Here is a 21,898-nt window from a genome sequence, read left to right on the forward strand (position 1 = left end):
GTGAAGAAGTTGAGCGCCTTGCTGCGCTGGTGCCTGCCCCTGCTGTTGCTTGCCTCTCTATGGCAGGCGGGAGCGGCGCAGGCGCTGGAAGCCATTCCACCGCTGACCCAGCGCGTGACCGACCTGACGTCGACCTTGACGGCCGAGCAGCAGGCAGGGCTGGAAGCGCGCCTGCAGGCATTTGAGCAGCAAAAAGGCAGCCAGATTGCCATCTTGATCGTACCGACGACCCAGCCTGAAGATATCGCCCAGTATTCCATCCGCGTGGTGGAAGCCTGGAAACTGGGGCGCGAGAAGCAGGACGATGGCGTGCTGATCCTGCTGGCGAAGAATGATCGCAAGATGCGCATTGAAGTCGGCTATGGCCTCGAAGGGGCGATTCCCGATGTCACCGCCAAACGCATCATCAGCGATGTCATGGCGCCATACTTCCGGCAGGGCGATTTTTATGGTGGCTTGAATGCTGCCGTGGAGCGTATCGCTGCGCTAATCGATGGTGAAGCCCTGCCTGCGCCGCCGCAACAAGCGCGTGGTGGCGAGCATGACTGGGGCGATATGCTGCCGATTCTGCTATTTGGCGGCCTGATTGCCGGTGCCATGTTGCGCGCCGTGCTGGGCAGCTTTTTTGGTGGTGTGGCCACCGGTGGCCTGATAGGCGCTGCGGTCTGGATACTGGGTGGCGGCCTTATCATGGCGTTGGTGCTGGCTTTCATTGCCTTCGTCGTCACGCTGGCCGGTATTGGCAGCCTGGGTGGGTTTGGTGGCTATGGCGGCGGCGGATTTGGCGGCGGTAGCGGTGGTGGCGGTTTTTCTGGTGGAGGCGGCGGCTTCGGCGGCGGCGGGGCTTCGGGAGACTGGTAAATCATGCTGAAAAAATCCGGATTTTCACGTTTCATGGCCCACTTGCTGGCAACGCCATGGCACTTCAAGCGCCACTTCAGCCAGCAGGCACTTGTCAATATTGAGAAGGCCACGGCCGCGAGCGAACGCTCACATAATGGCGAAATCCGTGTGGTGGTGGAGGGCAGTCTTTCGCCCATGCATATCCTGCAAGGGGTCACGCCGCGTCATCGCGCCATTGAGCTGTTTTCGCAATTGCGGGTATGGGATACCGCGGCCAATAATGGCGTGCTGATCTACCTGTTGCTGGCGGATCGCGATGTGGAAATCATCGCCGATCGCGGCATTCACCAGCATGTGGGTGAAGCGGGCTGGGAAGCAATCTGCCGCGAAATGGAAGCCATGTTTCGCCAGGGGCATTTCGAAACCGGCGTACTGCATGGGATTAGCCGCATAGGCGCCGCCTTGGAGCAGCACTTTCCCCCCACTTCTGATGATCAGAACGAGTTGCCCGATGCGCCGCTGGTTCTCTGATTCTGGCGCCTCAGTTGCCAGATTTGCCAGTGCGCTTGCCGCGTTCTGCCTGCTGTTATCATCCCCTGCCTGGGCCGATAGCGCGGCACTGACGCAGGTATTGCAACAAAAACCCACGCTGGAAGGCTTTGACATGTGCTACGGCGGCGGCTGTGCCGCCATGGCGCGGATTACGCTGAGCGCCGAAGAATGGCAGCGCGTGGTGCAAGTCTTTACGCCCACGCCGGAAAATGCAGCCGCCGAACGTGTGGCCATCAGCCACGCGCTGGGGGAAATGGAAAAGATGGTGGGAGCCAAAACCGGTACATCGGTCGACAAGGCGGGGACCTTTGGTGTCTGGGGCAAGCCCGGCCAGCTGGATTGCAATGACGAAGCCGCCAACAGCACCGCCTACATGAAGCTGATGCTGAAAGAGGGCCTGATCCGTTTTCACGATATTCTGGATACCAAGCGCCGCGGCTTCTTTCTCAATGGCTGGCCGCATACCACCGCCGCCATACTTGACCGCGCCTCGGGCGAGCGTTTTGCAGTGGATTCCTGGTTTTACGATAACGGCCAGCCGGCGGTGATTGTTCCGCTGGAGCAATGGAAGTCGGGCTGGAAGCCGGAAAACAGCCCCGCCCGATGAGCATCGCGCGCAGGCTGCCGGGGTGTTTTTCGTTGTATTTGATTTAATCCCGCACGCAATCCGGGCCGTTTTTACCCCGTGAAACGCCTCTCGGCTGACTTCGCGGGCATTTCTCTATAAAATCCACACCTTAAGTTTTCTTCCATCCCCCATTTTTTTAAGAGTTACTCATGCGCGCCTCTCAGTTTTTTATTGCCACCCAAAAAGAAGCCCCACAGGAAGCCGAGCTGCCCAGCCATAGACTGATGTTGCGAGCCGGTCTGATCAAGCGCCTGGGCTCTGGCCTCTATACCTGGATGCCGCTGGGGTTGCGCGTATTGCGCAAGGTGGAAACCGTGGTGCGCGACGAAATGAATAAGGCCGGTGCGCTGGAACTGCTGATGCCTGCGGTGCAGCCTGCTGAACTGTGGCAGGAAACCGGGCGCTGGGATGTGTTTGGTCCCCAGATGCTGAAGATTACTGACCGCCACGAGCGTTCTTTCTGTTTCGGCCCTACGCACGAAGAAGTGATCACCGATCTGGCGCGGCGCGAAATCAAGAGCTACAAGCAATTGCCTCTCAACTTTTACCAGATCCAGACCAAGTTCCGCGATGAAATCCGCCCCCGCTTTGGCGTGATGCGCGCCCGCGAATTTGTCATGAAGGATGCCTATTCCTTCCATACCAGCCTGGAATCGCTGGAGGCAACCTATGCCTCCATGTATCAGGCATATAGCAATGTGTTCAACCGCCTGGGCCTGAAATTCCGCGCGGTGCGTGCCGATACTGGCGCCATCGGCGGCGATGGCTCGCATGAGTTTCATGTGCTGGCGGATTCAGGTGAAGATGCGCTGGCCTACTGCCCAGCCTCTGACTATGCCGCCAACGTGGAGCTGGCAGAAGCCCTGCCACCAGCGGCACCACGCGCCGCCGCGCAGGAAACCCTGCGTGAAGTGGATACCCCAAAGCAGACCGCCTGCGAAGATGTCGCCGCCTTGCTGGGAATCAGCGTCACCCGCACGGTGAAGGCAATTGCCCTGATGGTGGCCCATGGCGAAGGCAGGTCCCGCTTTGTGCTGGCGTTGCTGCGCGGCGACCATAGCCTGAATGAGATCAAGCTGGCCAAGCAGCCTGGCTTTGCCGATTTCCGCTTTGCCACTGAAGAAGAAATCCGCGCGCATCTGAGTTGCCCTCCTGGCTTTATCGGCCCGGTAGGCGTGAGTGCCGAAGTGAGCGTTATTGCCGACCATACCGTGGCCGCCATGAGCGATTTTGTCTGTGGTGCCAACAAACCCAAGTTCCACCTGGCGGGCGTCAACTTTGGTCGCGATTTGCCTGAGCCTTCGCTGGTGGCGGATATCCGCAATGTAATCAATGGCGACCCAAGTCCGGATGGCAAGGGTGTACTGGAGCTATGCCGTGGTATTGAAGTGGGCCATATTTTCCAGTTGCGTACCAAATATGCTGAAGCCATGAACGCGACCTACCAGGCCGAAAATGGCGAGCTCAAGATCATGGAAATGGGCTGCTACGGTATTGGTGTATCCCGCATCGTGGGCGCTGCGATCGAGCAGGGCAACGATGCCCGCGGCATTATTTTTCCCGCCGCCATGGCGCCTTTCAGTGTGGCGATTGCGCCTATCGGCATGGATAGAAGCGATGCCGTCAAAGACGCGGCGCTGGCGCTGTATGCAGAACTGCAGCAGGCAGGCATTGATGTGTTGCTGGATGACCGTGGCGAACGGCCTGGCGTCATGTTTGCTGATCTGGAACTGATCGGTATCCCGCACCGCGTGGTGATTGGCGACCGTGGCCTGAAGGAAGGCCAGGTCGAGTATCAGGCACGTACTGACGAACAGGCGCAGTCTGTTGCGCTGAGCGATATTGTCAGCAAGCTGAAGCAGGCACTGGCCTGAGGTTTGGCTTTTTGTGGGCTGCGGGCTAAACCTGCAGCGTGTTGCGCCGTAACAGACTGATGATGAGGATGCGCGCATTGAATAAACTCTGTATATCCGGCTGGCTGGCCTGGGCACTCTTAAGTGCGTTGCCTGCCCATGCCGGTGCGCAGAAAGAAGAGCCGCTCTCGAATAGTGTACGGGCGCTGATGCAGAAGTCCGTCAGTGATCTGGCCGCGCCCAGGCTGGTGTTTGCCAGTGAGGTGGAAGGCCAGCGCTGGATGCAGGACATGTCGGAGCGTCTGAAAAAGCGCATGCCGGACCAGACCATGCGCGAGGATTTTTTACGGTCTGTGCATTACGAGGCATCGCGTGCGGGGCTGGATCCGCAAATGGTGCTGGGCTTGATTCAGGTGGAAAGCGGCTTCAAGAAATATGCGGTGTCGGAAGTCGGCGCGCGCGGCTTCATGCAGGTCATGCCGTTCTGGGTGCGCAGCATAGGCTCGCCGGAGCACAACCTGTTTCATCTGCGCCTGAATCTGCGCTATGGCTGTACCATACTGCGGCATTATCTGGATATCGAAAATGGGGATTTGTACCGGGCGCTTGGCCGCTATAACGGCAGCCTGGGGCAGCCGGAATATCCCAATATGGTATTAAGCGCCTGGCGCAATAACTGGAGCTATCGCCCCGGTTACTAGCACCAGGCATTAGGATCAGGGGGCAACCTGGTCCGAGACCTTGAAGCCCAGATACGTCCCGAATTCTCCTTCGCGTTCTGCGTACACAAACACCATGCCATTGCTGTAGCCAACGCCGTTGTAATGGTTTTGCGATAACAGCTTGAGCGTGGGTGGCAGCGCGCTCTTGCCCACCAGTTTGCCATTCAGATCAAATACCAGCACGGCCTTGTGGTCGACATCCAGCACGGCCAGTTCTTCGCCTGCAATGCCGGTGTAGGCAATGAAATGATCGCTGATGTCATCAAATCTGGCGCCCGCGGCATCCAGATCCAGCACGATCTCGCTCACTTTTTCGCGTTGCTTGGGGTCTACGACCCACACCCGGTTACTGCGCTCCTGCTTGGCATAGTAGCGCTGGGATTTTGCATCATAGCTTGGCATGGTGGCCGCATCGCCAAACGCCGGGTTGAAGCTGATAATGTCGCGCGTATTTTCCGTCAGCTCACCCTTGTCATTGATTTCCAGCGAGTAAATGCCAGTACCCGGTGTAAAACCGGCGCTGCTGGAGACATTGTAGGTAATGGTTTCGATGAGCTGGGTGTTGGGATTGAAATAGATGGCGCGATTATCCAGGCCGGGCAGGGCGGATTGCAGGTATTTGCCGCTGGCGTCAAACACATGTACCTCCGAGCGCGAGGTGGTGATGTCCATGGAGCCCGGTACCGGGCCCAGGCCGCCATCGGCGACAAAATAACGCTGATGCAGCGGCGAATAGGCAACGCCCATTGGCCGGGTAGTTGGTTTCTTTGCCAGCGGGATGCGTACCCCGATCTGGGCTTCAGGCAGCACCTGGGCGCTAGCAGGCAGCGCCAGCCAAAGGCTGGCAAACAAGGCGGATATGGCAGTAAAGCGATTTAACGTCATGGCAACTCTCATCTCACTCTCAAATTCACGGCGCATTGTGGTCATGGCCTGGGTCATCTGTCGGGATTCAGTCCCGCTCAGGATTGGGAAGAATACCCGATTATGAAGCGGACAGGCAGCAGGAGTTCCGTTGCCCACCTTGGGCGTGCACAGCTTGTTTCTTTTGATGTTAACCAGGGGTGGGCGCTTGGTCGATGGATTCCCGACGTTCTAGCAGCATGGCATCGCCGTAGCTGAAAAAGCGGTAACGGCTGGCAATGGCATGGGCATAGGCCGCGCGGATATGTTCTTCCCCGGCAAAGGCCGATACCAGCATCATCAGCGTGCTTTTGGGCAGGTGAAAGTTGGTCAGCAAGCGCTCGACCACCTGAAAGCGGTAGCCGGGCGTGATGAAAATGTCGGTTTCGCCGCTGCCCGCGACCAGAGTCCCTGAGCGCGCTGCGCTTTCCAGGGCACGCAAGGCGGTGGTGCCAACGGCAGTAATTTTGTGACCGGCTGCGCGCGCGGTATTGATCAGATCGACGGTGGCAGGCGGTACGGTATAAAACTCGCTGTGCATGCGATGCTCGCTGATGTCATCCACACGCACAGGCTGAAACGTACCCGCGCCTACATGCAGCGTAACGTAGGCGATCTGTATGCCCGCCGCCTGCAGGCGATCGAGCATGGCCTGGTTGAAATGCAGGCCGGCCGTGGGCGCAGCAACGGCGCCCGGCGTTCTGGCATAGACGGTCTGGTAACGCTCATCGTCTTCGGCATCGGCCGCATGGGTAATATAGGGTGGCAAGGGCAGGGCACCATATTGATCAAGCAGATCCAGCAAAGGTGTCGCGTGCTCCACTTCAATCAGGAACAGGTCGTCCTGACGCTCGATCACGCGTGCCGGAATGCCATCGCCAATAAAGATGCGGCTGCCAGGCTTGGGCGAGCGCGATGCGCGAATATGCGCCAGCGCTCTATGCGTATCCAGCGGCCGCTCAATCAGGAGCTCAATGCTGCCGCCACTTTCCTTGTGGCCTTGCAAGCGGGCTTTGATCACGCGCGTATCATTGAATATCAGCACATCGCCCGCGTTTAAAAACTGCGGAAGTTCGCGAAACTGATGGTCGGCAATGGCGCCGCTATTACCATCCAGCCTTAAAAGGCGGCTGCCATCACGCTCGGCCGCAGGGAATTGGGCGATCAGTTCTTCAGGCAGGAAAAAATCAAAATCTTCGGTTCGCATATTGCTCAAGCTTTGTTATAATCGCGTTCCACTCAGCCGGGGTGGCGGAATTGGTAGACGCAGCGGACTCAAAATCCGCCGCCGCAAGGTGTGGGGGTTCGAGTCCCCCCCCGGCACCACAAAAAGTTATTTTACCATAATAAACAATGGCTTAAAAATAACGATCCTGTTGTAAATCTCTCGTTTGATAATGTTCCCCAGTAGCTCCAACTCGCTAGCAAGACGCTGAATTTTCGCGTTTTTGGCTTGCCAAATGCTTACTTCATCTCGCCATCCAGGTGACATGCACTCACGGGTTTAGCCCGCCTTGCGAAACGTCAGGTTGATGCGGTCTTCGCCGGTCAGCGGGTGCTGCTGCGGCTTGATAGGCAACACGCCGTGAAACCGTAAGCGGTCTTCACCACCCCACACCAGGACATCGCCATGTTGCAGGCTGATACGCGATGCTTTGTCGCTGCGCTGCATGCCTCCCAGTTGAAACACCGCACTTACGCCCAGCGATACCGAGACGATGGGCGCGCTGTAATCCACCTCATTTTTGTCCTGATGCAGACTCATGCGTGTGCCGGGTGCATAGCGATTGATCAGGCAGGCATCCGGCAAAAAACCCTCAAATCCGCAGAGCGCAGCTGCTTCGGTGGCCAACTGCTGCATGGCGGGTGGCATGGCTGGCCACGGCTGATCTGTCAGTGGATCGATAGGGCTGTAGCGATAGCCTTTGCGGTCGCTGACCCAGCCCAGCGGACCACAGTTGCTCATCGCCACCGACATGGTAAATCCCCCAGGCGTCTGCATGTGGCGCAAGGGCGAGCGACGCAGGATGGCCTGGATATCACGCCACAGAATGTCCTGCCGGGCGAGTGCAAATCCAGCAAGCATAAATGTGGCCGCTGCCAGTGCTTGTGGAGCGTCTGAGGCAAAAAGATCACGACTCATGAGATATCTGCTGCTTATCCTTTAACGAGGATGGAGTAAGCGGAATTCCGCGGGTATGCGCTTGAGACGTTTTTTGCAGGATGAGGTTGCCGGGTCTGCAAAAAATGCCATGGCGATGCACCGGAATTTTAAGATAACATTCATTAAATCAGATACATGCTTAAAAATTCTCTGTAGGCCTGCTCGTTGCAAGCACATGCAGCATGCCCAGTTTACTTCTCTCTTCTTTTGTCGGGCGCGGCCGCAATGCAGGCTGGCGTCCTTTTGTTTTCATCTTGCTGCTCAGTTTGCTAAGCGCCGCCCTGCTAATGGCGGACGATCTGCTGTTTCATGCGATGGGTGGCGCGCATTATGCCGTGTTTGAGCCTGTCTATGGGCTGGTCATCTGGCTGCTGGCGCTGGGGTTCTGGTTGTGTCGCCAGCGATGGCTGGTGGCACTGGTGCTTATGCTGTTCGTCTTCATGCAAATCATCCAGTTTGCCAACCTGGCGTTTACCGGCGAGCCGCTCAGCGTCAGTGATCTGCAAAACGCCCTGCAAAATCCTGAGGATATCCGCCAGGCGCTGCAGGCCAGCTGGGCGCCTTATGCCTGGGTGCTGGTGGTAGTGGGGTTGCCGTATGGGGCAATGTTTCTGTTGCATGGCTGGCTGCAGCCCCGTCTGGGGCTTCCGTATTTCAGTCTGGCGTGGTTACTCATATTGCTCATTCTGGCGGCAAAGCCGATACGCGCGAGTTACCGCGATCTGGAAGACTTTTTGCCCGGCCCTACGCGCAGCGCTTTGCACAACAGCATGAATGTCTTTTCATTTTTTGCCGTCAAGGGCTTTCAAGGTGACACCACAGCGCCCGCCTCCGACATGCACGCCATGGTGCCTTATCGCATGACGCGGCAAGCTTCGCCCTCCATGCCACGGCATATCTGGCTGGTGGTGGCTGACTCCTTGCGCCCGGACCGCATGAGCCTCTACGGCGCCAGCCGGCAGACCACGCCGCATCTGCAACGCTGGATGAGCCAGATGAACGGGATACGGCTGAAGGGCATTGCCGCCGGGGTCAGCACGGCTGTCAGCCTGCCTGCATTAATGAATGTGATACGCGAGCCTGGGCAGGAAGCCTGGATGAAAGACAAGCGGCATAACCTGTTCCGTCTGGCGCAAGAGCAGGGTTATGAAACCTATTGGTTGTCATCGCAGGAGTCCAAGCTGCTCACCTATATCGGTCGGCCTTTCATCGATCACGTGGTAACCCGAGAAAATCGCATGGTCGGCTTTATGCAGCGCCGCGATGCTCTGCTGGCCGATATTATTGAAAAGCAAATGCCCACGGATAAAAGCTTTACCGTTTTCAATATGCGCGCCGTGCATTTTCCCTACGAAGAAAACTACCAGCAAGATCGCGCCTTTACACCGCCCTGGCCCACGACCAGTGAACTCAGCCATGAAACCCGCATGCTTAACGCCTACGATAACGCCATGCTGCATTGGGATGGCGTCATGGATCGCATCCTGCGTGCTTTTTCAAAGCTTGATGGCGAGAAGTATCTGATTATTACCGCCGACCATGGGCAGCTGCTGGGAGAGGAGGGCCGCTGGGGCCATAACCGCCTGCAACCGGAGGTGGTTGAGATCCCGATGATGGTCCTCAGTGGCAATACCGCGCAACCCGCGGACCTCGTTCAGGATTCATGGGTCAGTCATTACGAGCTTGGCCTGTGGCTGGCTCAACGCCTGGGCGTGCAGATTAATAACCCCAATGCGGACGTCACCCTGCATTTTAATCACGGCGACCAGTTGCTTGGTGACCGGTTCGTACTCCCCATCCGTGAATGGCCGGATCGGATTGAATACCATGAGCCGGTGCTGCTGAGTACGCTCAAGCCTCGGCAAGCGGCGGATAGGTGACGTTTGAAAAGAAATTCTGGAGCTTAAAATCTGGCGCGCCCGACAGGAGTCGAACCTGTGACCTTTGGCTTCGGAAACCAACACTCTATCCAACTGAGCTACGGGCGCGTATAGAAATACTGCGAACAAGATTATAGCAAATGCACGCTAGCTTGTCCTTTTACCTGTAGGCGCTTCAACGTATAATCACTACTTTTCGTATGGGTATAAGGGTTTATCGTCATGGGTGAGCATCATCACGAATTTCCAAAAACAACAGTGACGCAGGTGGTGCTGGCTACCTTGGGGGGATTGTTTGCACCCGCGCTGGTGATTTTTCTGATTGTTAAGATGTTGTTTGGTATACAGGCTTCGCATCTGGTGGATGCAGACCCTGCTATTCAGCAAGCCGTGGTTGAAGAGCGTATCAAGCCGGTTGCGCAGGTGGAAGTGGCTGACAACAGCGGTCCACACGTGGACAAAACGGGTGAACAAGTCGTAACGGCTGTCTGTTCTGCCTGTCACGCCGCCGGTGCATTGGGTTCGCCCAAGATTGGCGACAAGGCTGCCTGGGGCCCACGTATTGCCCAAGGGTATGAGACCCTGATCAAGCATGCTATTGAAGGTATTCGTTCCATGCCTGCGCGTGGCGGTAATCCGGATCTGACCGACAATGAAGTTGCCAATGCCGTGGCTTATATGGCGAATCAATCGGGTGCAAGTTTCAAATCGCCTGAGCTGGGTGGTGCCTCACATGGTGGCGCAGCGCCTGCCGCCGCCGCTGAAGCTGCCCCTGCTGCTGCGCCAGCCGCGGCTCCTGTTGCTGCCGCTCCTGCACCAGCTCCTGCTGCACAAGCCAAGGCTGCAGCCCCAGCGGCTCCTGCTGCTCCGGCGGAAGAAGCCAAGCCAGTCGTGGTTGCAGAAGCTCCTAAACCTGCTGCCAGTGGCAAGTCTGGCGAGGAAGTGGTCAAGGGCGTTTGCGCCATGTGCCATGCGGGCGGTCTGATGGGCGCGCCTAAAATCGGTGACAAGGATGGTTGGGCACCACGTATTGCGCAAGGCTACGATACTCTGGTGCAACATGCGATTCATGGTATTCGCATGATGCCAGCCAAGGGTGGCAATCCCGGTTTGAGTGATGCGGAAGTTGCCCGTGCGGTGGCTTATATGGCAAACCAGGGCGGCGCCAACTTCAAGGCCGACTAATTTGATCATGCGGTGCTGCCATGCAGCATCGCTTAAGTGAGTTCATGCTATGGCAACCTACGCAATCGGTGATCTGCAAGGTTGCCATTTTTCATTTCAGCATCTGCTGAGCCATATTCAATTTGACCCTGCCCGCGATCGCCTCTGGCTGGTGGGCGATCTCATCAATCGCGGCGGACATTCCCTGCAAGTATTGCGCTGGTTGCATCAGCACCGGCAATCCATCGTCGCCGTGCTGGGCAATCACGATCTGCATGCGCTGGCAGTAGCCGAAGGGTTTGTGCAGCCGCACCGAAGTGATACCTTGCAGGAAATACTGGACGCGCCCGACCGCGATGACCTTCTGAATTGGCTGCGCAGCTTGCCGCTGGTGCATGCTGAGGCGGAGTATCTGATGGTGCATGCGGGTTTGTTGCCGCAATGGAGCGCTACGGACGCACTGGCGCTGGGTGCCGAGGTGGCTGAAGCCCTGCGTGGGCCTGACTATCACGACTTTCTTCGCCATATGTATGGCAACCATCCGGTTGCCTGGGATGATAGCCTGCGTGGCATGGACCGGCTGCGAATGATCACCAACGCCATGACACGCTTGCGTATCTGCACGCTGGCGGGGGAAATGGACTTCAAGTTCAAGAGCGAGCTGGATGAGATTCCTGCAGGTTATGTGCCGTGGTTTGAGGTGCCACACCGGCGCTCTGTCGATACCGCCATCGTGTTTGGGCACTGGTCAGCCCTGGGGTTGCAGCAGCGGGATAATCTTTTCGCGCTCGACACTGGATGCTTGTGGGGTGGCAGCCTCACCGCCATGCGCCTGGAAGACCGGACCATTTTTCAGGTGCCCTGCAGCCCGGAAGACTCACCCCGCAAGATCAAGCCGGCTGGCAATCGCTTGCCTGGCCTGTAGCGTCAGGCTGCGCCTGTCATGCCCGGCGGGGCTGATGGGCGGCGCAAAGTCGAGTTCCACAACGGGTTTGCGGCAGGCCAGTACCTTGGCAATCGACTGCATCAGGGTGATATCTCCCCAATACGCCATCTCGGTATTTGCACTGCCATCGTCCCGCGGGTAGCGAATCGCTACCGGCCACACCATGCTGTCGGCATCAATCGCGGCTTGCATCAGGCTGCCCTTGAAGGGTTTCAGCTCGGTGCCATCCGTCGTCGTGCCTTCGGGGAAATAACAAAGGCAATCGCCGGCTTGCAGGCTGCTCACCGCTTCAGCCACCATGCGCGAGGTATCCTGCTTGCGCTGGCGATCTATGAAGAATGTATTCACCTTGCGCGCAAACCAGCCAAATACCGGCCAGTCCCGCACTTCAGATTTCGCGATAAAACGCACCGTGCGCACGCTGTTAAGCGCATGGATATCGACCCAAGAAACATGGTTGCCAACCAGCATGGCGGAGGCGATGTCCGGATGCGGTGGCGATCCTTTCACCACCACGCGGATATTCATGACCTGCATCAAACCACGTGCCCAGCGGCTGATCACCCGGTCGCGCTGCCGCGCACTGAGGCGCGGCAGCAGCAGGGTGGCAATCAGCATGCCATTGAACATGTGCAGGACGATACGGATTACCCGGAAAATGCGGGTGATAGGGGAGCTTGGTTTTTCCAATTATTTGAAGAAGTGAGCCGCATAGCGCTTGTTGATACGCGACAAAGGTAACATGACCAGCATGTCTGCGGTATTGAAATCTGGATCCCAGGCTGGCTCGCCGCAGATGTAGGCGCCCAGGCGCAAATAGCCCTTGATCAGCGGTGGGCAATTCACGTCAAGCGAGGTCTGCAGCGCGTTCAGTGGCAATGGGCAACGTGGGAAAACACGATATTCCGGCGGGCTGAGGTGATCCTGCGCCAGCTGTGTATACAGGCTGGCTGCCATGTGGCCGCCATCGGCCATGCCTACGCTGCCGCAGCCTATCATGTACTCATAGCGATGCGTTTGCATGTATTTGGCAAGGCCTGCCCACAACAGGGTAATGGTGCCGCCCATGCGATAGTCCGGGTGTACGCAGGCACGGCCTACTTCCACGGTGCGATCAAACAGATGTTGCAAACGGCTCAGGTCAAACTCGCCAGCGGAGTAGTAACCACCGGCTTCAGCGGCCATGGTGGGGTTCAGAATACGGTAGGTGCCAACGACTTCACCGCTTTTTGTTTCACGTACCAGCAAATGATCGCAAAAGGCATCGAAGCCATCACGGTCCAGACCGTCCTGCCCATTGATGCGGGCGCCCATTTCTTCAGCAAATATCTTGTAGCGCAAACGTTGTGCTTCTGCAATTTCGGAAGGATTGCGCGCCAGAGTCACGTGCAGATGGCTGGGCTCGCTGTGCAAGCCGGTTGAGACATGCTTTTCTAGCAATTGAATCTCTCCTGCTGATTTAAGATAGGAGAGAATTTACGAATCTTTTATGACGGAACGGTGACGGCCATTTGAAGCTTGCATGAATTGCCCGTCGGGAGTGATGGCGGCAACGGGCAAAATAAAACCCGGCAATCTCTCGCCGGGTTTTATGGGGTGCAGATAATGTCTGCTTAGTGGCTGACGCGAGTGGTACCGCCGCTTTCCAGGATACGCACACGTTCGCCAGGCTGGAACTGGTCGTCTGCTTCCTGCACTACGGCGATCATGGTGCCGCTATCCAGTTTGACGGTGATCTCCAGACCATCCTTGCGGGTCAGGCCTTCTTCTGCCGCTGAGCCTGCCAGGCCGCCGACAATCGCGCCCAATACGGTAGCAATTGCCTGGCCTTTGCCTCCGCCCACAGTGCTGCCTGCCACGCCACCAACCACGGCGCCGCCAGCGGTGCCGACCGGCGATTTGGTGCCTTCCAGCTTGACCGTGCGTACGCTTTCCACGACACCCATTTTAACCGTTTGTACCTTGCGGGCTTCATCCCGGCTATACACGCTGCCAGAGTTTGAACTGGCGCATGCGCCCAGCATGGCCAGCATGACTGCAATCCCCACTAATTTCACTGTATTCACTTATGACTCCTTTAACCCAGATTGATTGAGCTGCCAAATGCCTGTTGATACCTCTGTGCGATTTCTTCGCGGCTTGGCTGATGGTTTTGTGCACCGCGATGCGCAATTTTAATCGCCCCCATCACCGAAGCCAGCTGCCCGCTCTGTTGCCAGTCCCAGCCTTGGCTGATGCCGTAAAGCAAGCCAGCGCGGTAGGCATCGCCACACCCGGTAGGGTCGGTCACTGCTGAAGCTTCAACGCATGGAATATGCAGGCGTTTACCTTCCGTATATATGTGTGACCCCTCGCTACCCAGTGTCACGATCAGTGCCTTTACCTTGCCAGCAATGGTATCAAGGGTAAGACCGGTTTTTTCCTGCAGAAGTTGCGCCTCGTAATCATTGACGGCCACATAGTCGGCCAGCTCAATGAAATGCAGCAGTTCTTCACCATTAAACATGGGCAGGCCCTGGCCGGGATCAAACAGGAAGGGGATGCCCGCATCGCTGCATTCTTTGGCATGAAGGAACATGGCATCGCGGCCATCAGGCGCAATAATGGTGAGGCTGACATCTTTGGCATCGTGCACGCTATTGCTGTGCGCTGCGCTCATGGCGCCGGGGTGGAAAGCCGTGATCTGGTTGTCATCCTGATCGGTGGTAATGAAGGCCTGTGCGGTGAAGGTATCGGGAATCACCTTGATGTGCGCGCTATCCAGCGACTGTTTGTCCAGCCATTTGCTGTAGGGCTGAAAGTCTTCGCCGACGGTCGCCATGATCAAGGGGGCGCCGCCCAGGAGTTGCAGATTGTAGGCAATGTTGCCAGCGGTACCGCCAAATTCGCGCCGCATTTCTGGCACAAAAAAGCAGACATTCAGCATGTGAATTTTTTCGGGCAGGATGTGATTCTTGAAGCTGTCCCCAAACACCATGATGGTGTCGTAAGCCATCGAGCCGCAGATCAGAGTTTTCATTATGTGGGCTAAGAAGATAAAGCCACATTATCAGCGAGTAGCGGCTCGCCGGGCAAGTGCGCTGACGTGCTATGTCAGCTTTTAAGTGCGTTATCGATCAGGACTTTGGCGGCTTTTTTGGCATATTTCACTGCACCTGAGCCGCGCTTCATCTGTTCGGCCTGCATGGCGCCTTCAATCAGCAGCGACAGTTGCAGGGCCAGACCCTCGGTATCCTGAATGCCGGCTTCGGTGGCAAGGCTAGCCAGATACTGCCGGAACTGCCGGGATTGCTCGGCCGACAGGCGATGCACCGGATTCTCTTCATTGGGGAACTCGGCAGAGGCTTTGAGAAAGGCCATGCCGCGGAAGTCAGGCGACGTTACCCATTCTTCAATGAAGTCGAACAGCTTTTGCAGTTTTTCAGCAGGCTTTTTGGTGTTGGTCTCGAACTTCTGCTGCAGCCAGGATTGAAAGTCCTGATGGCCTTGCTGCAATACTTCCAGAATCAAGTCTTCCTTGCTGTGAAAGTATTTGTACAAGGTCATTTTGGTGGTGCCGGCGACGGCGACTATGGTGTCGACGCCGGTAGAGTTGATGCCCCGTGTCTGGAAGAGATCGGTAGCCACACTAAGTATTTTTGCCCGTAATGGAGACATGGTCTGGTGTTTCCTGATGATGATTAAATTCTATCGTAAAGCATTCAATAAATATACAAATCTGTATATTTTTATGCAGCGCCCTTATTCATCCATAAGAACGGGATTTTTTCACAGGCGCCAGGCGAAAAAGTCATGTACAGTCCTTGCGCCGTAAGTCATGCGGCCATTTTCATTTATTAACCGAGGTATGTATGCGTACACTTAAAAGAGCTTTAGTTCTGGCTGCTTTTGCTTTACCGGTGGTATCAATCGCGGCGATTGATGAAACCCTGAGAATCCGTGAAACCATCGAAATCAATGCCCCTGCTGACAAGGTTTGGGCACATGCCGGAAACTTCGCCGATATGTCCTGGCATCCCGCTGTGGCTAAAACCACGCTGTCCAGTGGCACTGCCAATGCTGCAGGCGCCCAGCGTGTACTCGTGCTCAAAGATGGCGGCACTATTCACGAAACGCTCACGGAGTTTGATGATGCGAATCATGTGTTGAAATACACCATCACGGAAAGCGTGCTGCCGCTGCGTGAATATGACTCCACGCTGCAAGTGCAAGCAGTGGGCGAAGGCAAAACCAAAGTGACCTGGAAGAGCATGTTCAAGCGCAAGGATCCAGCGCATGAGCCCAAAGCCGGGGAAGATGACAAGACTGCACGTGATACGGTGACTTCCATTTACCAAAGCGGCCTGCAAAATCTTAAAGCACTGTCCGAAAAATAATACTGCCCGCTATACGTAATAAAGCCGGCATTGGCCGGCTTTATTATTTCTACCTAACTCGTTGAGTTTTTCATCAGCATTGGCGTGTAGTTGCAGCTGACTTGCTGCAACAGTTTGTTTACAACATCCTGATCGCTGACCTTGGTCGATACCTTGCCGTTCACGACATACTCAATATAAATTCCACGTTCCGATTCGGGCAGCACCAGTGCTTGCGGGTAGTCGCAGCTTCCTGTGCGCATCTGTTCAATTTTGGCGTACATGGCTGCCGTGCGGGCCGGATTGGCGACCGAGAAATCAGGGGCCATGCGCGTCTCCGCGGGTTTTGCCGAGGCATTCAAGGCTGCGACGATAAATGGCCCTGAGGGCTGGAATTCGCTTTGCAAAGCGATGCTGGTGCTGCCCAGCAAGGTAAACAAACCTGCTGCCATGGCATAAGCCAGCACCTTGCCTGCAGGTTTTTGCTCAGGTGCCTGAGCTTGTAACATGGCATCGGCTGCAATACGGGCGTGGTGCAACGCGCGTGAGGTGGGGGAGGCCAATTCCGTTTCAAGTGCTTGCTGCATCATGAAGTAAAGTTGCTGCGCCAGCAGGTCCGGCATTTCTATCGCCATGGCTTGCGTCTGGATTTGCATGAAGCGCAGCATGGCGCTATCTGCGGCAATGTCTGCTTCGCCAGGCAGTGTTATCGGATTGCTGACGGCTTCTGCCAGAAGATCAAACGCATTCAGCAGGCGCTGGCCAGGGTTGCTCGAGGATTTTTGTATCCTGGCGATGAGCAGCTCCGAGTTGAATAATGGATGGGCTGACATGGCTAGAAGGGTTTCACCTCAACCAGGATGACAATGGCAATTAGCGCCAGCACCGGAGCTTCGTTAAGCCAGCGGTAAAACACATGGCCGTGCTGATTGCGGTCGTGGGCGAAGTCACGCACGAGCTTGCCGCAATACAGGTGGTAGAGCACCAGCAATACCACCAGCGATACCTTGGCATGCAGCCAGCCGCCACTGAATCCATAGCCCAGCCACAGCCACAGTCCAAAGGCGATGGTCAGCACCGCGCCGGGGGTCATGATGCCGTAAAACAGCTTGCGCTCCATGATTTTGAAACGGGCGTTGCTGGTCTCGTCGCTGGACATGGCGTGATAAACGAACAGCCGTGGCAAATAAAACAGCCCTGCGAACCAGGTCACCATGAATATGATGTGCCACGCCTTGATCCAGAGCATGGCTAGCCTTTTGTACCCAGTTGTTGATCCAGCAGTTGATGCAGGGATTTGAAATCAAGCTCGCCTATGGCTTTGCGGATGATTTTGCCGTCTTTGTCCAGCACGAAGGTGGTAGGCGTGACGCGTACTTCGTTGAATTGCATGCTCATGTCACCGCTGTCGTCATGGGTGACTTTAAATGGCAGAGAGTTTTTGGCGGTGTAATTTTTGACCTGATCGATAGGATCATAGGGCATGGCGATCGCCACGACCTCAAAGCCACGCTCATGATATTGATGCCAGGTCTGTATCAGTGCTGGCATTTCCGCAATACAGCCGGGGCAATCCGTCGCCCAGAAATTGACCAGCACCACTTTGCCACGCAGATCCTGCATGCTGGAGGTTTTGCCATCCAGGGTGGTAAAGCTGATATTCGGCGCAGTGGGCTTGCTGGCCAGCGTATAGGCAAGAAAGCCCAGCAGCAGGACCAGCAACAAGGGAAATAGCAGTTTGCGAGGGGAGTTAAATAAGGATTTCATCTTTAAATATGAGCGATCTGCGATGCACGCGTTATTGTCGTGGGTTTGCTGGAGCTTGTCATCAGGAATCTGCGCCTGTAAATGGACGACTGTATGAATTTTGCATCACGCATAAGCTTAATACCTGACAAATTCAGTCTGCTAATAAACTGCAATGTTGCCCATGGTATAATTGCGCTTTTGGTTACCTTCCAAATTCATGACCACCCGCTTACGCGAAATCCCGTATAACTACACCTCGTTTTCAGACCGCGAAATCGTTATCAGATTCCTCGGTGAAGATATCTGGAACGTTCTCAACGAATTGCGCGGCGAACGGAAAACCGGCCGCTCCGCACGCATGCTGTTTGAGGTGCTGGGCGACCTCTGGGTTGTTTCCCGCAATCCTTATCTGCAGGATGATCTGCTTGCGAACAAAAAACGTCGCCAAGCCCTGATCAGCGCATTGCATCACCGCATCAAGGCCATTGACGAGCGTAGCCAGGGCAATCCCCTGGTGTTGCGTCTGATTGCCGCGGCGCGCAAAGCGGTGGATGTGTTTGAGCAGGATTTCAAGCAAACTGAAAGTCTGCGTAAAAAAGCCTTGTCCCGACTGGGCAAGATCACGCGCAAGGACAATATCCAGTTTGACGGGCTGGCACGCGTTTCGCACGTGACCGATGCTACCGACTGGCGTGTTGAATACCCGTTTGTGGTGCTGACACCTGACACCGAGCAAGAAATGGCAGCGCTGGTGCGTGCCTGTATCGAACTCGGCCTGACGATCATCCCGCGTGGCGGTGGTACTGGTTATACCGGCGGCGCTGTGCCGCTGACACCATTGTCGGCCGTGATCAATACCGAAAAACTGGATACCTTGGGTGCCGTTGAAATGCGCACCCTGCCAGGCGTAGGTCGCCAGGTGCCGACCATCCATTGCGGCGCTGGTGTTGTGACGCGCCGCGTGATGGAGGCCGCTACGGCCGCCGGGCTTGAATTTGCCTGCGATCCTACCTCGGCTGATGCGTCTTGTATCGGCGGTAACGTTGCCATGAATGCCGGTGGCAAGAAAGCCGTGCTCTGGGGCACGGCGCTGGATAACCTCGCCTCATGGCGCATGGTGACGCCCGATGCCAACTGGCTCGAGGTGGAGCGTCTGGACCATAACCTGGGCAAGATTCATGACATTCCGGTCGCGCGTTTCCGCATTACGCGCTTTGCCGAGGATGGCAAAACCATGCTCGCCGAACCGGAAATTCTGGAAATTCCTGGCCCCAGCTTCCGCAAGACCGGACTGGGCAAGGACGTGACGGACAAATTCCTCTCCGGCTTGCCTGGCATACAGAAAGAAGGCTGCGATGGTCTGATTACCTCGGCTACCTTCATTCTGCATCGCATGCCCAAGCATGTGCGCACCATCTGCCTCGAGTTCTTCGGCCATGTGGCGCTCGGTGTGCCTGCGATTGTCGAGATCAAGGATTACCTGGATGCGCACCCCAATACCCTGCTGGCAGGTCTGGAGCATCTGGACGAACGTTATCTCAAGGCCGTGGGCTATGCCACCAAGGCGACCCGCAATGAGCGCCCCAAGATGGTGTTGCTGGCTGATATTGCCAGTGACGATGAAAATGGCGTAGGTGAAGCCGCATCGCATATCGTGCGGCTGGCCAATGCGCGCGGCGGTGAGGGCTTTATCGCAGTCTCGGGTGAAGCGCGCAAGAAATTCTGGCTGGATCGCGGTCGTACGGCGGCGATTGCCAAACATACTAATGCCTTCAAGATCAATGAAGATGTGGTGATTCCATTGCCACGCCTGGGCGATTATTCGGACGGCATCGAGCGCATCAATATCGAGTTGTCGATCAAGAACAAGCTCAAACTGGCCGATGCACTGGAAACCTTCCTGCAAGGCGATCTGCCCTTGTATCAGGACGACGATACGCAGGCCGATCCTGAAATGCTGGTTGCCAAGCGTGCCCAGTCTCTGGCGCTGGTGGACAAGGTGCGTACGCACTGGCGCACTATCCTGGAAAACCTGGATGCGCCGGTCAGCATTCTGGGTAGCGAATACGCGGACATTGCCACTGAAAACGTCTTCCGCGCCGTGCAGGAGCATCAGGTACGCGTCTCCTGGAAGCGCGAACTGAAGAAGCCGCTGCACCAGATATTCACCGGCCGTGAATATCAGAAGATCCTGGAGCGGGCGGATGAAATCCACAAGCAGGTGCTCAAGGGCCGCGTGTTCGTGGCGCTGCACATGCATGCGGGCGACGGCAACGTCCATACCAATATTCCAGTCAATTCCGACGACTATGAAATGATGCATGCCGCGCACGAAGCCGTGGCGCGCATCATGAAGCTGGCCGAAAGCCTGGATGGCGTGATTTCCGGCGAGCACGGCATTGGCATTACCAAGATGGCGTTCCTGGACCAGAAAACCATTTCGACCTTTGCTGATTACAAGCAGAAGGTGGATCCGGAAGGGCGCTTTAACAAAGGCAAGCTGATGGCAGGCTCTGGCCTGGATGGGGCTTACACGCCATCGTTTGGGTTGCTGGAGCAGGAATCCATCATCATGGAGCAATCGGCGATCGGCGATATTGCCGACTCGATCAGCGATTGCTTGCGTTGCGGCAAGTGCAAACCGGTATGTACCACACACGTGCCCCGCGCCAATTTGCTGTATTCGCCACGCAACAAGATCCTCGGTACCTCGTTGCTGATTGAGGCGTTCCTCTATGAGGAGCAGACGCGCCGTGGTATTTCGATCAAGCACTTTGACGAGTTCAACGATGTGGCCGACCATTGCACGGTATGCCATAAATGCCTGAACCCTTGCCCGGTCGATATCGATTTTGGCGATGTGTCGATTGCAATGCGCAACTTCCTGCGCGAGCAGGGCAAGAAGCATTTCAATGCCGGCACTACCGTGTCCATGGCCTTCCTTAACGTCAAGGATCCGGCCACCATCAAGCTGATGCGCACGGCCATGATAGGCTGGGGTTACAAGCTGCAGCGGCTGGGACATCAGGTGTTCAAGAAGCTGGGGCTGATTGGCAACATCAAGAAGAAACCACCCGCTACCCTGGGTAAGCCCGAGATCAAGGCGCAGGTGATTCACTTCATCAATCGCCCCATGCCCAAGGCCATGCCGACCAAGACATCGCGTGCCTTGCTGGGTCTGGAAGATGATACGATAGTGCCGATCATCCGCAATCCGCAGAAGACGACTGAAGAATCGGATGCCGTGTTCTACTTCCCGGGTTGTGGTTCGGAGCGCTTGTTCTCACAGGTCGGTCTTGCTACCCAGGCCATGCTGTATGAAACCGGTGCTACCACCGTGCTGCCGCCTGGCTATCTGTGCTGCGGATACCCGCAGACATCCAGCGGCAACCACGACAAGGGGCAGCAAATCACGGCAGAAAACCGCGTGCAGTTCCATCGCATTGCCAATACGCTGAACTATCTGGATATCAAGACCGTGATCGTCTCGTGCGGCACGTGTATGGATCAGCTGCAGAAATACGAGTTCGAGAAGATATTCCCGGGCTGCCGCTTGCTGGATATTCACGAATATCTGATGGAAAAAGGCCTGAAGCTGGAAGGCGTGACGGGTACGCGCTATATGTACCATGATCCTTGCCATAGCCCGATGAAGACCTATCAGCCGCTCAAGGTGACCAATGCTCTGATGGGGCAAGATGTCGCGCTGAATGATCGCTGCTGCGGCGAGTCTGGCACCTTTGCCGTGTCGCGTCCTGATATCGCGACCCAGGTCAAAATGCGCAAGCAGGAAGAGCTGGAAAAAGGCATGGCCAAGCTGGGCTTGACCCCTGGTGCGCCCGAGCAGGATGTGAAGATACTGACTTCATGCCCATCGTGCCTGCAAGGTCTCGCGCGTTATGGCGAAGATACCGGGGTGCAGGCGGATTACATCGTGGTGGAAATGGCCAAGCACTTGCTGGGCGAAAACTGGATGCAGGATTTCGTGCATAAGGCCAATAATGGCGGGATTGAAAAAGTCCTGCTGTAACAAGGTCTGCGGTCGTTGATATGAAAAGCGCAAGGCTATGCCTTGCGCTTTTTTATTGTAGTTATGCGGGAAAGTTTAGGGTTTACAGGGCGCTTTGCCAGCGTATAGT

Annotated in this window: 21 protein-coding genes and 2 tRNA genes; 11 read left to right on the top strand and 12 right to left on the bottom strand. The window is 56.2% G+C overall.

Annotated features, from left to right (window positions below):
• The 5 genes from ACWWD9_RS03155 to ACWWD9_RS03175 all read left to right on the top strand — a co-directional run bounded on the left by ACWWD9_RS03155 (position 1) and on the right by ACWWD9_RS03175 (position 4,577).
• Positions 1-861 carry a TPM domain-containing protein gene (locus ACWWD9_RS03155; RefSeq protein ID WP_013443005.1) on the top strand — a complete coding sequence of 287 codons (861 nt, stop codon included), beginning with the start codon at positions 1-3 and terminating at the stop codon, positions 859-861.
• 3 nt (positions 862-864) lie between these two features.
• The gene (locus ACWWD9_RS03160; protein WP_013443004.1) at positions 865-1,374 is read left to right on the top strand and encodes a TPM domain-containing protein; all 510 of its coding nucleotides are present in this window, start codon (positions 865-867) and stop codon (positions 1,372-1,374) included.
• Complete coding sequence (locus tag ACWWD9_RS03165; protein WP_455867704.1) at positions 1,355-2,002, top strand: hypothetical protein; 648 nt, start codon at positions 1,355-1,357, stop codon at positions 2,000-2,002. The genes ACWWD9_RS03160 and ACWWD9_RS03165 overlap by 20 nt, the downstream gene beginning before the upstream one ends.
• 170 nt (positions 2,003-2,172) lie before the next feature.
• Positions 2,173-3,897 (top strand): proline--tRNA ligase, encoded by a 1,725-nt coding sequence (locus ACWWD9_RS03170; RefSeq protein ID WP_455867705.1) that lies wholly within the window; start codon positions 2,173-2,175, stop codon positions 3,895-3,897.
• Between the two features lie 68 nt (positions 3,898-3,965).
• Positions 3,966-4,577 carry a lytic transglycosylase domain-containing protein gene (locus tag ACWWD9_RS03175; protein WP_013443001.1) on the top strand — a complete coding sequence of 204 codons (612 nt, stop codon included), beginning with the start codon at positions 3,966-3,968 and terminating at the stop codon, positions 4,575-4,577.
• Positions 4,578-4,592: 15 nt separating this feature from the next.
• On the opposite strand, the gene ACWWD9_RS03180 is transcribed toward ACWWD9_RS03175, so the two are convergent.
• Together ACWWD9_RS03180 and queA are read right to left on the bottom strand one after the other, a co-directional pair.
• Positions 4,593-5,483: a hypothetical protein gene (locus ACWWD9_RS03180; RefSeq protein ID WP_455867706.1), complete on the bottom strand. Its 891-nt coding sequence runs from the start codon at positions 5,481-5,483 to the stop codon at positions 4,593-4,595.
• Positions 5,484-5,652: 169 nt separating this feature from the next.
• A complete protein-coding gene (gene queA, locus ACWWD9_RS03185; protein WP_455867707.1) occupies positions 5,653-6,708 on the bottom strand; it encodes a tRNA preQ1(34) S-adenosylmethionine ribosyltransferase-isomerase QueA in 1,056 nt (351 codons plus the stop codon).
• 35 nt (positions 6,709-6,743) lie between these two features.
• Here queA and ACWWD9_RS03190 point away from each other — a divergent pair.
• Positions 6,744-6,827: transfer RNA gene (locus tag ACWWD9_RS03190), tRNA-Leu, on the top strand.
• Between the two features lie 178 nt (positions 6,828-7,005).
• Here the strand turns inward: ACWWD9_RS03190 and alkB are convergent.
• Positions 7,006-7,644, bottom strand: coding sequence for a DNA oxidative demethylase AlkB (gene alkB / locus ACWWD9_RS03195; RefSeq protein ID WP_455867708.1), 639 nt, complete (start codon positions 7,642-7,644; stop codon positions 7,006-7,008).
• A gap of 203 nt (positions 7,645-7,847) precedes the next feature.
• Here alkB and ACWWD9_RS03200 point away from each other — a divergent pair, with 203 nt between their 5' ends.
• A complete protein-coding gene (locus ACWWD9_RS03200) occupies positions 7,848-9,545 on the top strand; it encodes a sulfatase-like hydrolase/transferase (RefSeq protein WP_455867709.1) in 1,698 nt (565 codons plus the stop codon).
• A gap of 31 nt (positions 9,546-9,576) precedes the next feature.
• Here the strand turns inward: ACWWD9_RS03200 and ACWWD9_RS03205 are convergent.
• Positions 9,577-9,653: transfer RNA gene (locus ACWWD9_RS03205), tRNA-Arg, on the bottom strand.
• Between the two features lie 114 nt (positions 9,654-9,767).
• Here ACWWD9_RS03205 and ACWWD9_RS03210 point away from each other — a divergent pair.
• Positions 9,768-10,730 carry a c-type cytochrome gene (locus ACWWD9_RS03210; RefSeq protein ID WP_455867710.1) on the top strand — a complete coding sequence of 321 codons (963 nt, stop codon included), beginning with the start codon at positions 9,768-9,770 and terminating at the stop codon, positions 10,728-10,730.
• Between the two features lie 49 nt (positions 10,731-10,779).
• The gene (locus ACWWD9_RS03215; RefSeq protein WP_013442995.1) at positions 10,780-11,634 is read left to right on the top strand and encodes a symmetrical bis(5'-nucleosyl)-tetraphosphatase; all 855 of its coding nucleotides are present in this window, start codon (positions 10,780-10,782) and stop codon (positions 11,632-11,634) included.
• On the opposite strand, the gene ACWWD9_RS03220 is transcribed toward ACWWD9_RS03215, so the two are convergent.
• The 5 genes from ACWWD9_RS03220 to ACWWD9_RS03240 all read right to left on the bottom strand — a co-directional run bounded on the left by ACWWD9_RS03220 (position 11,587) and on the right by ACWWD9_RS03240 (position 15,312).
• The gene (locus tag ACWWD9_RS03220) at positions 11,587-12,345 is read right to left on the bottom strand and encodes a lysophospholipid acyltransferase family protein (RefSeq protein ID WP_455867711.1); all 759 of its coding nucleotides are present in this window, start codon (positions 12,343-12,345) and stop codon (positions 11,587-11,589) included. The two genes, ACWWD9_RS03215 and ACWWD9_RS03220, sit on opposite strands and share 48 nt — an antisense overlap.
• Positions 12,346-13,095, bottom strand: coding sequence for a GNAT family N-acetyltransferase (locus ACWWD9_RS03225; RefSeq protein WP_013442993.1), 750 nt, complete (start codon positions 13,093-13,095; stop codon positions 12,346-12,348). It abuts the gene before it with no gap.
• Positions 13,096-13,268: 173 nt separating this feature from the next.
• Positions 13,269-13,688, bottom strand: a complete 420-nt coding sequence (locus ACWWD9_RS03230; protein ID WP_455868128.1) for a glycine zipper 2TM domain-containing protein — start codon at positions 13,686-13,688, stop codon at positions 13,269-13,271.
• Between the two features lie 44 nt (positions 13,689-13,732).
• Positions 13,733-14,674 carry a carbohydrate kinase family protein gene (locus tag ACWWD9_RS03235; RefSeq protein WP_455867712.1) on the bottom strand — a complete coding sequence of 314 codons (942 nt, stop codon included), beginning with the start codon at positions 14,672-14,674 and terminating at the stop codon, positions 13,733-13,735.
• Positions 14,675-14,748: 74 nt separating this feature from the next.
• Positions 14,749-15,312 (bottom strand): TetR/AcrR family transcriptional regulator, encoded by a 564-nt coding sequence (locus ACWWD9_RS03240; RefSeq protein ID WP_230345855.1) that lies wholly within the window; start codon positions 15,310-15,312, stop codon positions 14,749-14,751.
• Positions 15,313-15,506: 194 nt separating this feature from the next.
• On the opposite strand from ACWWD9_RS03240, the gene ACWWD9_RS03245 reads away from it, so the two are divergent.
• Complete coding sequence (locus ACWWD9_RS03245) at positions 15,507-16,031, top strand: SRPBCC family protein (protein WP_015830816.1); 525 nt, start codon at positions 15,507-15,509, stop codon at positions 16,029-16,031.
• 53 nt (positions 16,032-16,084) lie between these two features.
• On the opposite strand, the gene ACWWD9_RS03250 is transcribed toward ACWWD9_RS03245, so the two are convergent.
• Genes ACWWD9_RS03250 through ACWWD9_RS03260 form a run of 3 tightly spaced genes read right to left on the bottom strand, consistent with a single transcriptional unit; the run spans position 16,085 to position 17,777 of the window.
• Entirely contained in the window at positions 16,085-16,843 is a 759-nt protein-coding gene (locus ACWWD9_RS03250) for a hypothetical protein (protein WP_455867713.1), read from the bottom strand.
• A 2-nt stretch (positions 16,844-16,845) separates the two neighbouring features.
• Positions 16,846-17,259 (bottom strand): protoporphyrinogen oxidase HemJ, encoded by a 414-nt coding sequence (gene hemJ, locus ACWWD9_RS03255; RefSeq protein ID WP_455867714.1) that lies wholly within the window; start codon positions 17,257-17,259, stop codon positions 16,846-16,848.
• Positions 17,260-17,261: 2 nt separating this feature from the next.
• A complete protein-coding gene (locus ACWWD9_RS03260; protein WP_013442986.1) occupies positions 17,262-17,777 on the bottom strand; it encodes a peroxiredoxin family protein in 516 nt (171 codons plus the stop codon).
• Between the two features lie 199 nt (positions 17,778-17,976).
• Between ACWWD9_RS03260 and ACWWD9_RS03265 the strand changes: the two genes are divergently transcribed.
• A complete protein-coding gene (locus ACWWD9_RS03265) occupies positions 17,977-21,789 on the top strand; it encodes a DUF3683 domain-containing protein (RefSeq protein WP_455867715.1) in 3,813 nt (1,270 codons plus the stop codon).
• Positions 21,790-21,898 lie beyond the last annotated feature (109 nt).

The sequence above is a fragment of the Methylovorus sp. SPW-M1 genome, from assembly GCF_053848825.1.